The 13,150-nt window shown below is 34.4% G+C and carries 11 protein-coding genes and 2 pseudogenes; 10 read left to right on the top strand and 3 right to left on the bottom strand.

The features are described 5' to 3' along the window. Positions 1-210 precede the first annotated feature (210 nt). Positions 211-807, top strand: a complete 597-nt coding sequence (locus tag M014_RS0110540; RefSeq protein WP_026591694.1) for a DedA family protein — start codon at positions 211-213, stop codon at positions 805-807. A 146-nt stretch (positions 808-953) separates the two neighbouring features. Here the strand turns inward: M014_RS0110540 and M014_RS26785 are convergent, their stop codons facing one another. Next, entirely contained in the window at positions 954-1,334 is a 381-nt protein-coding gene (locus M014_RS26785; protein ID WP_051588571.1) for a DUF3221 domain-containing protein, read from the bottom strand. A gap of 459 nt (positions 1,335-1,793) precedes the next feature. On the opposite strand from M014_RS26785, the gene M014_RS0110530 reads away from it, so the two are divergent. The 7 genes from M014_RS0110530 to M014_RS0110500 all read left to right on the top strand — a co-directional run bounded on the left by M014_RS0110530 (position 1,794) and on the right by M014_RS0110500 (position 10,790). After that, positions 1,794-2,360: an undecaprenyl-diphosphatase gene (locus M014_RS0110530; RefSeq protein ID WP_026591693.1), complete on the top strand. Its 567-nt coding sequence runs from the start codon at positions 1,794-1,796 to the stop codon at positions 2,358-2,360. 344 nt (positions 2,361-2,704) lie between these two features. After that, positions 2,705-3,988 carry an MFS transporter gene (locus M014_RS0110525; protein ID WP_026591692.1) on the top strand — a complete coding sequence of 428 codons (1,284 nt, stop codon included), beginning with the start codon at positions 2,705-2,707 and terminating at the stop codon, positions 3,986-3,988. Between the two features lie 840 nt (positions 3,989-4,828). After that, positions 4,829-6,031, top strand: a complete 1,203-nt coding sequence (locus tag M014_RS0110520) for an ankyrin repeat domain-containing protein (RefSeq protein ID WP_026591691.1) — start codon at positions 4,829-4,831, stop codon at positions 6,029-6,031. A 571-nt stretch (positions 6,032-6,602) separates the two neighbouring features. After that, on the top strand, positions 6,603-7,343 hold the full coding sequence (locus M014_RS0110515) for an alpha/beta fold hydrolase (RefSeq protein WP_026591690.1): 741 nt from the start codon (positions 6,603-6,605) through the stop codon (positions 7,341-7,343). A gap of 348 nt (positions 7,344-7,691) precedes the next feature. Then, complete coding sequence (locus M014_RS0110510; RefSeq protein ID WP_026591689.1) at positions 7,692-8,546, top strand: alpha/beta fold hydrolase; 855 nt, start codon at positions 7,692-7,694, stop codon at positions 8,544-8,546. 637 nt (positions 8,547-9,183) lie between these two features. Next, entirely contained in the window at positions 9,184-9,687 is a 504-nt protein-coding gene (locus tag M014_RS0110505) for a GNAT family N-acetyltransferase (RefSeq protein ID WP_026591688.1), read from the top strand. A 284-nt stretch (positions 9,688-9,971) separates the two neighbouring features. After that, positions 9,972-10,790, top strand: a complete 819-nt coding sequence (locus M014_RS0110500; RefSeq protein WP_026591687.1) for an SDR family NAD(P)-dependent oxidoreductase — start codon at positions 9,972-9,974, stop codon at positions 10,788-10,790. A 223-nt stretch (positions 10,791-11,013) separates the two neighbouring features. On the opposite strand, the pseudogene M014_RS30455 reads toward M014_RS0110500, so the two are convergent. Beyond that, positions 11,014-11,130: pseudogene (locus M014_RS30455) on the bottom strand (protein kinase); the annotation flags it as partial. Between the two features lie 130 nt (positions 11,131-11,260). Here M014_RS30455 and M014_RS29160 point away from each other — a divergent pair. Beyond that, a complete protein-coding gene (locus M014_RS29160) occupies positions 11,261-11,437 on the top strand; it encodes a hypothetical protein (protein WP_155924328.1) in 177 nt (58 codons plus the stop codon). 56 nt (positions 11,438-11,493) lie between these two features. After that, positions 11,494-12,888, top strand: coding sequence for an IS4 family transposase (locus tag M014_RS0110490; protein WP_155924327.1), 1,395 nt, complete (start codon positions 11,494-11,496; stop codon positions 12,886-12,888). A gap of 134 nt (positions 12,889-13,022) precedes the next feature. On the opposite strand, the pseudogene M014_RS29155 reads toward M014_RS0110490, so the two are convergent. Further along, positions 13,023-13,150, bottom strand: a pseudogene (locus M014_RS29155) (IS110 family transposase); the annotation flags it as partial.

Raw genomic sequence — 13,150 nt, 5'->3', positions numbered from 1 at the left:
TAAAGGCTCGATTCGTTTGGCTAACCATTAGTGAAGAAGTGAAGACTTCCACTGATGGAAGCCTCACTTTATTTTACGGAAGTAAGTTATACGATTAGAATTTTAATGGGGTTTATTGGAATAATATTAGGAGGTATATAATGTTTTTTGGTTAAAAGTGTCTCGATGATTGAGACACCAGTTCGCAATTGGTATGGATGGTGATTACAAATAGAACAACAATTACATTATCTCATTTCGCATTTTGGATATTTCGGGATTATTATTGCTTTAGTTGGTGGAATTATCGGATTACCAATACCAGATGAAACGATATTAACATTTGTAGGATACTATGTACATAAAGGAGAAATGAAATTTCTGCTTGCATTATTAAGTGCATGTATCGGTTCGTCAATCGGTATTACTATTAGCTATTGGTTAGGAATAAAACTTGGGATTCCATTCTTAAAGAAATTTGGTCCGAAAATACATATTACAGAAAATAAAATAAATCGGACACAGATTTTGTTTCAAAAAATAGGTCCTGCCTTATTATTTATAGGTTATTTTATTCCTGGAGTTCGCCATGTTACTGCTTATTTAGCTGGGATTTCTCGTTATCGATTTTCGACATTTTGCCTTTATGCGTATTCGGGAGCATTATTATGGAGTTTTACCTTTATCAAGCTAGGATTTGAGTTAGGAGAAAAATGGCGTCTGGTAGAGCATTATGTCCACCGTTATGGACTTATTCTTTTAATTGTGCTAGTTATTCTTGCGGGTTTGATTTTTGTATATTTTCGCTTCAAAAAAGATAGAAAGTAAGTTATCCGCTATTCGCGGGTAGTCAAAGCTTGATAGGTGAGGGCTAATAATCAGTAGGGATGAAGAAAACTCACTTTTTCATTCCCTTTATTTTCAACAATAGCTATTATAGTGTATTTTTGTAAAAGGTAATAATCCCCTGGTTTTTATCCCCCTATTTTTTCATATTTCGTTACAGTATAACGACCTGGATAGGATTCCAAAAGTTCACTAACCCATATTTGAATTTTATCTCCTGTTTTTAAAAACTTAACAGCATCTGAATCATTAAAACTTAGGATAGAAGCAGAAGGATGTTCTTCCCTCGATGATTGCTCTAAATATCCTATAATATTTGAGTCCTTTATCTCCTTTTCGTCAATAAAATAAACTTTTTTATCTTTAAAGACAACATATCCTTGCGCTTGATAAGAATCTTGATGAGTATTGATATCTTTGTTAACACTCATCAATGGATCACCATTCCTCTCTTTTAAAACTATGACAACTAAAAATACAAGTATTAACAAGAAAAGAAATTTCCTCAAAATGTCTACCTCCATACATTTAAGTATCAATCCCCAATAAAATTAAGAATTTATTAAAAGCAAAGATAATTTCACATACTATAAAGGATGTAAAATAAAGATTTTTGATAATAAAGAAAATTATAACAGATACTATTGGTAGAAAAAACTAAATGATAACTTATTAAAACTGATGTGAATTTAAGCGTAATTGTTTACATTAAATCTTTTCCTATAAACACTTTACATAAGTTAGACTATTAAAATGAAAAAAAGAACCTTACAAAAATGTAATGTTAATGTCACAAAATAAGATAGTACATTGTTAGTAGTCTTATTAAAATTGAATAGATTATGATTTGTAGGTGGAAAACAATAAAGAATATAATAAGAATTTATTAGAACCCTATGAGAAATCATTTAATAAGGTAGAGTTTGTTAAAATGTAGCCTGAACTAAAGTATTAAAGGAGATTATGTAATGAATTTTAAAGATTTAGATTACGAATGGTTCAACTTTATAAATAGTAAAGTACAGGAATATCCATTAATAGATAATGTAATGATTATATTTGCAGAATATGTACAATATGCTTTCGTGTTATTACTCATCTTGTTATGGATAAAGAATAAACCTAACTTTCGAATAATGGCTTTTCAATCGATTGTTGCGTTTACTTTAGCGTATTCCATAAATAGATTTATTGAGTTATTTATTTATAGAGATCGTCCTTTTGTTTCACATAACATCACACAACTCGTAGAGCATGCTGCCAATTCTTCTTTTCCAAGTGATCATGCAACATCAGCTGTTGTAATTGCAGCTACACTATTGCTATCTGCTTATCGATTTAAATATACTTGTTTTTTCTTAGCGCTTGGTGTAGCTTTTTCGAGAGTATGGGTAGGAGTACATTATCCACTTGATGTAATTGCAGGAATTGTACATGGGGTATTGATAGCATTATTTACACAGTATGTTGTATTTAAAATACGTCCTATCGCTACATTAATTGCGAAACCTATTTTTCAAGGGAAAACTAGCTGAAAAGAGTCGAATCGGTTGGATGATTGCTAACATGTGCATAAGAGAATAGATAAAAACAGAAGCATAGTTACACGATTTTTTTTACAAAGTGTGTTTTATAAGATTAAAAGACTGATAGCCCTCTAATTAAATAGGGGGCTTTTAGGTATGGATGAAAACTATAAAAAGCTAAACTTTTATAAATAAAAAATATTTGTGCATCAAAAAAATAGCCCTCACTCAAGGCGTTGGGACACCTTTTTCCCTTTTAGAACTAAGCGAACAGATAGAAATGTTATTGAATATGAAACATTAATCATAGTACATTTAAAAAAGAGAGAATTTTTCATAAAGAGGGTGAGAAGATGCTTGATACAGCTGAGAATTCAATAAGGAATCAAATGTATACAGTAGAAGAACAACAAAAGCTATATAAAAGAACATTGGTAATCGTAAGTATTTCACAAATGTTTGGTGGCGCAGGATTAGCTGCTGGCATTACTGTAGGTGCACTTCTTGCGCAGCAAATGCTTGGAACCGATGCATTCGCAGGATTGCCAGCAGCCATGTTTACAATGGGATCTGCAGGAGCAGCGTTAATAGTAGGAAGGCTATCTCAACGTTATGGGCGCCGGATCGGGCTTGCGACAGGATTTATGATAGGTGGGCTTGGGGCTATTGGTGTCGTGATTGCCGCTTTAACAAATAGTATTATTCTCTTACTTGCTTCTCTGCTCATATATGGTGCAGGTACAGCAACAAATTTACAAGCTCGTTATGCTGGTACGGATTTAGCCAATACGAAGCAAAGGGCAACGGCTATTAGTATTACAATGGTTATGACGACATTTGGTGCAGTTGCGGGACCAAATTTAGTAGGCACAATGGGGAGTTTCGCTCTTTCTCTTGGTATTCCTGAACTTGCTGGTCCGTTCATATTATCAGCAGCTGCATTTTTATTAGCAGGTCTCGTACTTTTCGTTATGCTTCGTCCAGATCCATTAATAATAGCGAACATGATAGAAACATATAAACAGGAACATACAAATAAAGGGCATACGAGAGTTAACAAACCGATAGCAAATAAAAGGGGTGTTACAGTTGGGGCCCTCGTTATGATACTTACTCAAATTGTTATGGTTGCCATTATGACGATGACTCCTGTACATATGGAGCACCATGGGCATGGATTAAGTGAAGTGGGTCTTGTTATTGGATTTCACGTAGGAGCGATGTACCTTCCGTCACTTGTTACAGGAATCCTTGTTGATAAGATTGGTCGAATGGCAATGAGTATTGCTGCCGGAGTTATACTACTTAGTGCGGGTGTGGTAGCTGCCATTGCACCGAGCGATTCTTTAATACTCCTGATTATTGCTTTGTCTTTACTTGGATTAGGATGGAACCTTGGATTAATAAGTGGGACTGCTCAAATTGTTGATGCAACAGAACCTTTAACGCGTGCAAAGACACAAGGGAAAGTAGATGTTTTTATTGCGCTGGCAGGTGCCTCTGGGGGAGCGATGTCAGGCATGGTGGTAGCAAATTCAAGTTATGCAGCATTATCATTAGCTGGAGGAGCTTTAGCCTTGTTGCTTATTCCTGTTGTGATGTGGTCTCGAAAAAATAGAGAACATGAAATGAAATAGAAGTCTTGAAAGTGTTGTTTATTTGTTTGTGATGACGGTAAAAAAGAGGTGGATAGATATTTACTAAAAGAACATAAAGAGGTTATTACACAACATGAATCTTAAAAAATTGTAAGAAGTAAGTCTACTTTTTATAGCTTAGTAGGGGATGAAGCCCTCTTCTGATTAAAGTTGTATTTTATTGGAGGGCTTGTCTGCAATCATATTAGTAATGTAATGTTTAGTGTTTGCAAAGATTTAAGCACATAATGAGAATTCAGGAATGAATATAGTTGATTGCTGTATAGGGAGTATGGAGTTGTTTTAAAAGTTTCTTTTGTAATAAAGATTTTGATATAAACAGAAATTGTAATTCTATTTTTTGTAGAATTACAATTTCTGTTTTTTATTTGTATCAGTTTGTTCGTTTTGTGCATACGTTGTACTTTTATAAGGGGTGATTTACTTTGAAAAGTAAGTAAATTTAGAAATTAATATTTAGGGTTGTGTTATAATCTTCCTGTAAGTATGCGGAGCAACAGAAGTAAAGTTATAGTTTAAATTAAAGTAGTATCCAAATGTTTGGAGTAGAGAACTAAAACAACTTACAAAAAAATTTTATGATGGAATAACATTAGAGTGTGATTTAGTTGATTGAATTTTAGAGACATAGAATAACGATAGAGAAAAATGAATACGCATCAAGATGTATGGCAGTTTGATTGGGAATCTAAGTGATTTAGAGAATAAACTTTACCATAAACAACAAAGGAATTAGAAGTTGCTCGGTTTGATTTCATATTCGGAAATACAAGCAAGGAAAAAGTTATAAATCAGCTGATATTCTTGGAGGAGAAATAATTGAAAAACAAATATATAGAAAAACTTGTTGAAATTATGTTAAAGCAAATGCCAAATGTAGCCGAGAAATCGATGTTATTTGCATTTTATGATGGTATTGTCACAACGTATCACTATTATCATTATGAAGCTGATGGTGTAATACGCCATGATCCAGATGATCTCCCATCTGATGAAGTGATGGATTATATTCAACAAGTTCGTGATAATGATGAAGTAACATGGACGGCGTTTGTTTTAGCTGCTCACACAGATAGTACCTATTTAGTTGATTACTTTGAGGATTTAAATCCAATTTTAGAATGTAGTTCTGCCCTACTGTGGCTTGAATATATCCATTATAATATCGAGCCAAGCTCTGATTTTTGCAAATCCCAACTAGAACAGGCTATAAAGGCTGAGAAGTTTAAGAAAACATTAAACTATGCTTGCATGAGGAATGACATAAACGCGGTAAAAGAAAAACTAAAGGATTGTAAACAAACAATCTTAAATAAGAAAGGACCTGATAAAAAGACACCACTTCACATTGCTTGTTTAAATGGTAACATGGAAATTGTGAAATTATTAGTTGAAGCTGGTGCAGATGTAAAAGTTAAATATCATGGTCAAACACCTTTTGCACTTGCATGTATGAAAGGTGACATGGAAACAGTAAAATATTTTATTCATAAAGGTGAAGATGTAAATGAAGTAATGGTCAGAAAGGAAATGCCACTTCATTTGATTAGCGGTTCTGGTAATAAAGAGATTATGGAATATATACTAGAACGTGTTAACAATATAAATGCCGTTACAAGTTGGAAATATTCAGCATTGCACTACGCAATTGAAGGGGACAATGTGGCAGGAGCAAAGGTTTTAATTGATAAAGGACTTGACCTGGAGATAGTTGATAAATACAAAAGGAGTGCACTAAGCCTTGCTTGTAATCGTAATAAGCCAGAGATGGTTGCGTTGTTATTAGAAAATGGAGCGAATATTAATAGTTTAGGACAAAGCCACATTACACCATTACATATTGCATGTAAACAAGGGTTTATTGAAGTTGTTCGAGTATTACTAAAATATAAGCCTAACTTGCATGCGAAAGCAACATTATATAGTATGCCAAATAATGAGGAATTAAAAGAAACACCTATTGAAACGGCTAAACGGCTTGGACATGAAGAAATAACCAACTTGTTGAGTTTGAATGTGTAAGAAAGAATGAAAGAGACAATAACATTTTGAGTTAAGTGAAGTTGTTAATGTATATATTGAAATTCTAGGTGCTTACATTAAGGATTTTAGTGAATGTCAAAGATTGTATTTTAAGATAGTGGAGAATGAATGGAATAGATAAAAGGATTGGAGATAAATTATTTAATAAGAAATCTTGTCCGCAATCATGTGGACAATGTGATGTGTAGTGATTACAAAGAAAAGAAGTGCGTTTCGCGCTTCTTTTTGAGGTTTCGCCAACAAAACGTGGATTTTATACGCTAAGGATATGCAGGATTTCATGCAGGCTACGAAAACGGTTTGAACTGCTAAATGCTGTTGTGAAAGGGATGTATGAAATTCTGCATACAGCGGGAGGGACGGAAGGCTGACAAACTCTTGGTATGAATGGCTTTCTAGGATTTGGTTACTGCTGATAATGAGACGCTATGTTAACCTTACATGTATACGGTATTCAAAATAGATTTCTGATTTTCCTTTTCCATCCATGATACAATTTATTAAATAATTCACTTGTTGTACCTTGGAATATGGAAGGAGTTAAATCTGAATGAAAAAGGTTTTAGAACGTGAGGAGTTTGTTGATATAGGTGGTTTTCAATTATATACAAAAATATTTGGAAGTGATAAAGAAACTCCAACCGTAGTAATGGATGCGGGTTATGGTGATTACTCTAAAACTTGGAATGAAATAGTATCACAAATTGCGGAACTTACAAAAGTTCTGGTCTATGATAGAGCTGGTTTAGGAAAGAGTGATTCTAGTCCCAACAATAGAATTAGTTCTGAAATGGTAAAAGAGCTAAGAACATTACTAAAAAAATTACAATTAACGCCTCCTTATATTTTTGTGGGACATTCCTTTGGTGGAGTAAATGTTCGATTATACGCATCTTTATATCCAAGCGAGGTAGCAGGGCTAATACTTGTAGATTCAACCCCAGAGGACTACAGAGAACGATTTCTTCCCATCATGCCTTCAGATTTCCAAGAAGCTTATAATAAACAATTTATTTATGAAGGTACATACGATCAGTTTATGAAGAGTCTGGAAGAAGTACGATTACACAGAAAAACACTTATAGATACAAACGTTATTATTCTTTCTGCAGGAAAAAAAGCTTTTTATTCTACTGATGCACAAAACTTATGGTTGCATATGCAAGAGGAATTATTGAATTTATCAACAAATAGTTCCTTAGTTATAGCACCTAACAGTGGACACTATATCCAAAAGGATGAGCCACAATATGTAATAAATGCAGTCAAAAAGGTCCTTCAGATTATATAATTAACTTCCACTAACAATAATTATGTGAACACAAAAGTCCTCCAGTTAAACAATCTGGAGGATTTTTAATAGTCTTCTAAATACATTGAATCCCGATAATGAGACGTTATGTTAACTAGGTTTGAATATCATATACATCGTCTTTTCTTCAAGTATGTTATAATCACAAGGAGGGTAAAACCCTTATCCATTTTTTATAGGAGAGTGTTTAACATGATTATCAAGTTCATTCGTTTACGTTAATTTTAAACACAATTCATTATGCCTGGCTTTTTTTTCAAAACGTGCAGGTTTATTTGAGCGTGTCTTTTTTTATTAACTAAATACGAATGAAATGAGGAGTTAATCATGAATAAAAAGATTAATAAAGTTAATGGAATTGATATATGTACAGAGAGCTTTGGCAATCCAGCAAATCCAGCAGTCCTACTGATTATGGGAGCCATGTGTTCAATGGTTTATTGGGATGAAGAATTTTGTCAACAATTAGCTGATACAGGCCGATATGTTATTCGTTATGATAATAGGGATGTCGGACGGTCAACTACTTATGAGCCAGGGAGTTCCCATTATACTGTGGTAGATATGGCTGATGATGCCGTTGGGATACTTGATGCATATCATATTGACGAGGCACATATTGTTGGAATGTCATTGGGTGGAATGATCGCTCAAATTGTAGCCTTAAAGCATCCTCAGAGAGTGCTAAGTATAACTTTGATTGCATCAAGTATTTTTGGTTCTGATGACAACAATCGGAATTTGCCTCCGATGGATGAGACGATACTCGCTTATCACGCTAATGGAGCCACACTAAATTGGTCGGATGAAGAATCTGTTGCAAATTACTTGGTTACAGGATCAGCTTTACTCTGTGGTTCAAAGCATAAATTCGATGAAAAGAGAGCTTATAAGCAAGTAGAAAAAGAAATAAAACGAGCAAATAATCTACTCAGTATGTTTAATCACGCTCTTCTTAAAGGCGATGATTCTTATGAGGGAAAGTTAAAAGGAATCAATATACCTGCTTTGGTTATCCATGGTACAGAAGATACAGTGCTTCCATACGAGCATGGCCTTGCCCTTGTTAATGAAATTCCAAACGCTTTCTTACTAACCCTAGAAGGATCGGGTCACGAGATTCACTTTGACGATTGGAATGATATAATTAACGCTATTTCGAACCATACTTCAGCCCTGTAATCATTATAGGAATCATATAAAACAAAAAACACTTGGAAAAAGGGTTACAATTGAATTTGTACCCCTTTTTTCTATATAAAAATCAGTTTTGGAACTGTTACTCAGTTAAAGAATATTAATGCCTAGTAATTGATATTTCCTTCCAATAACGATAATTATGTAAACGGGCTGTCCAAATGGATGGCCTTATTTAATTTTTCGCTTAGCGTGGTTTTTTTCCAAAATGCTGGCGGTACCCCATCACCATCAAGCTAAGAAAAGCAAATACCCCAAAACGAGAGAATTGACCTCCCGAGGTGAACTGTATAATTTTTTTTGTTAGGGGGCGTTATAAAAAAGAAATACCCTTTCCTATAATCGATGTTGCATGAGCTTAATCTGACGGCAATGTAGATTTAAAATAAAGTTTGATAATTTATAATAAAGATTGATAATTAGTAAAAGAGTTTGATAAAAAGGTCTATTTTGTAGGGAAATTGCTTATGCATAAAATAAAGCTAATTTTTTGTATACAGTAGCTATAAACTCTCTCGAGATTTGGAAAATAGATTCGCGAATCAACCAGGTTTCCAACCTGATGTGGTGATGAGCTGCGAAGCTATTATGAGTGCAGTGACATAATTAGGAGGTTTCCACTATGACAGCTTTATTTAAACCTATGGCGTTCCATCTGAAAACTGAACGACTTGACCTGAGTATGTGGGAGGAATCAGATTCAGCCTGGTTGAGAAAATTAATTGGCGAACGTGGTGTGGACATGCCAACCCTTGACTCCGTTCGTAGCTATCTTATTGAGATGCGCAAGAAAGCGGCTGAAAATGGCATTTCTCTTCTCACTATCCGTAGGCGAGACGAAGGCGATTTCATCGGGTACTGTGGCTTGATTATCGGCCGTTCCACCCTTGAAGAGCCTGAGATCGCATACGAGTTGTTCCGCAGTGTTCATGGTAAAGGATATGCGACCGAGGCAGCATCCGTTGTGCTGGACGCTGCGATTGCTACCAGGCGTCACAGACTTTGGTCGACTGTGGGCGCTTGGAATGTTGCGTCCCTTCGAGTTCTGGAAAAAATAGGATTTAATCGACATCACAGTACGTGGGACGAGCGCGGTGAGATTGTTTGGAACGTACGCGATTTTTAGAGATCCCGACCTAATTCGAAACTATGGAAAAGGAGAAAGGGTCATTAGTTTAGGGGAGAATCCACATCGCTATCAACCTAATAAAAAAAAATACTCCCTAAAATCAAAAAATACGCTATTCTTTCTGTAGACTCATAGGAAAGGATGGCGTGCACTTTAATAGCACAGGTGCTAGAATTGTTGCAGCCGAATATGCGTCGACTATAGATCGACTCTTATATAACAGGCATTAGGTAGTAGCAATTAATTTTGTATAAGGTAGGGTGCATGAAGGAGGAATTATGATGGGGGAAGGTAGGAAAGTTTCTATAGTAACGGGTGGTGCATCGGGGATAGGCCAGGCGCTTTGTAGCGAATTAGTATCCCGTAATGTCTTTGTCATTATCGCAGATATTAATAAAGTAGAAGGAAAAATTGTAGAGACTGAGCTAAACGAAACTGGAATCAATTCTAGGTATGTGTACTTAGATGTTACACATTTTGAAAGTGTGGAGCGAACAATTACGGATATATATAAAGAGTTTGGTAGATTAGATTATCTCTTTAATAATGCTGGTATTGCTATGTATGGCGAATTTTATGATATGTCGATTGAAGACTGGAAAGAAATCATGAATATTAATTTGTGGGGAGTCATTTACGGAACTCAAGTTGGGTATAATCTTATGAAAGATGAAGGATTTGGCCATATTGTGAATACAGCATCAGCAGCAGGACTTGGTCCCTCTCCTATATCCTCAGCTTATTCTACAACGAAACATGCGGTTGTAGGTTTAACGACATCTTTACATTATGAAGCAGAAGAATATGGGATTAAAGTAAGTGCATTATGTCCGACATTCGTTGATACTCCTATTTTTGATACCGCAAAAGCAGTTCATATTGATAAATCTGTGATGACAGAACAATTGAAAAAACAAAAAATGATGTCTCCACAGCAACTTGCGAAAATTACCATCAATGGTATTCATAAAAATAAGCCGATTATTTGTCCAATGTCAATGCGAAGAACAATGGATATTATTTTTACTTTGTTTCCATCAGTTCATAGAAAATTGATGAGATTTGTTTGTCAAGTAAGTAGAAAAGCTCGCATGAATTAATAAAAAAACACGCTATTCTTTTTTGTAGAAATACAGGGAGGAAAGGCGTGTTTTTTATATGTATATCTATTTTGATTTTTCAACATATAAGTAGCTGTTATGCAAAGTAAAACATGCCCTACACTCGCTTTCTTTATTTTCATCCTTGCATGTGTTGATTTGAAATTAAGCTGCACAGTATATAAAAAGTCATATCAATTTGAAAAAGATGAACCAAAATATCTTATTTCAATAACAACTGTGATTGTATGTTAAGAAAGGAATGATTATTTTCAATCCTTATTCTATAAAGGTTCATTATTCGTACTTGTTCTTCGGTTAATTCCTCTTTATTCCAGTACGTTTTTTTAACTTTTCATTTTCTTATAAATACAATATTTTAATCAAAATGGATGTTTTTGCCCATCCCCTCGAAAAGGGGGAATAAGAAAAAAGCAAGCTTCCCTTTTAATATAACAGGAAGCATAACTTTGCATAAAATGCAGGTTTATGCTTTTTTTGTGCAAGAATATACTTCTCAAAAGTCATGTAAAAAAGATATTTTAGCGGTTAGCCTTATAAGTGTTTGGTGTGAAACAATTAAAGAATTAGAATTACTAGGGGTAGCACCACACATCCATCAACTTAAGGATTTAGACTATTTTTGAAGCTAAAAGCACGTTACTATTCCCTTATGTTAATGAGAAAGGGTGACGTGCTTTTTATGAATATGTACCAAAAACAAGAGTTATCTTTATTTGCTGAAGAGTTATATCGATATATGTCTCCCGCTACACTTAATCAACTAGCTATAGAAGCAGGCGGGATGAAACGAAAACGTAAGTGCCACGGGCACCATTTCTTATCTTTGTGTGTATGGTTAAATCAACAAATCGCTACTACCTCTCTTACTCAACTTTGTAGTCAATTAGAAACTTCAACAGGAATTTTATTAAGTCCGGAGGGACTTAATCGACGATTTAATTCGGCTTCTGTAGCCTTCTTTCGAACTGTATTTACTACACTTCTACAAGCTAAAATTGGAGGAGTATCTAAGATTTCTCATTCTCTTTCTGCTTATTTTGAGCGGATTCTCGTTCTTGATTCTACAACCTTCCAAGTTCCAGATCGATTTGCAACTACTTATCCTGGTGCCGGAGGATGTAGTCATAAAGCTGGTGTGAAAATTCAACTAGAGTATGATTTGTTGAGTGGAAAATTTTCTGATGTGGAAATTGAACCAGGAAAACGAAGTGATCAGGCATATAGTGCGACTCGAACAGACATGGCACAAAAGAATGAACTATATATTCGTGATTTAGGATATTTTCGTTTACAAGACTTTAAGTCTATTCAGGATAAGCAAGGATATTATTTATCACGTCTTAAGTTACCAACTAAAATATATAGAAAAGAATTCGAAACAGTGGTATTTAAAACAAAACCCGCTCAATTGAGACCGGTATATATACAGATTCATTTGGAAGACATCATGAAACAATTACAACCTGGCCAAGTGTATGAATTACATGATGTATATGTAGGGAGTAAAGACAAACTGCCTACTCGTATTGTAGTTTATAGGTGTACCGAGGAGCAAAAACAGAAACGCCTACGTGACCGAGCTATTCGCGAAAAGAAAAAAGGAATTACATATACAGAGCGTACGAAGCTTTTACAAGGTATTACGGTATATATGACAAACATTCCTACGGAATGGGTACCAAAAGAGAAAATCTATGATTTATATTCACTACGTTGGCAAATTGAGCTGTTATTTAAAATATGGAAATCTTGGTTTCAAATTCATCGTTGTAAATCTATTAAACAAGAGCGATTAGAATGTCACCTTTATGGGCAACTCATTAGTATTCTATTATGTTCTTCTACTATGTTTAAAATGCGAGAACTCCTGTTACGTAAGAAACAGAAAGAGCTAAGTGAATATAAAGCGATGTACATAATTAAGGATTATTTTTTACTTTTTTATCAAGCATTACACAAAAACACCCAAGAGTTATCAAAGGTTCTCCTTCGTCTGTTTAACCTCCTACAGCGTAACGGACGAAAATCTCATCGTTATGAGAAAAAGACAGTCTTTGATATTTCTTACGATTAGTCAATCATTATTTTTAGATTTTTAATCAATTGAATATCGCATATATTAAATTTAATGCAAACTAAATACCCCTAATATGTATTCATTTTTTTACTAGGGGGAATAAATATAGTATGATGAATGAGACTATGATTTCAGGCGGTTAACCGATAATCATAGTGTATATTATGTGTAATAAGGTAGAAGAGAAGCTTCAATAACTTATTTACACATGCGATTGACGCAACTTTATGACATTTGTTATAAGGTTGCGTTTTTAATT

The sequence above is a fragment of the Bacillus sp. UNC437CL72CviS29 genome (assembly GCF_000482345.1).
In the GTDB taxonomy this organism is placed as follows: Bacteria; Bacillota; Bacilli; order Bacillales; family Bacillaceae_G; genus Bacillus_A; species Bacillus_A arachidis.
Note: the sequence above shows the minus strand (reverse complement) of the source record. Positions and strands in the feature narration are given on the sequence as shown.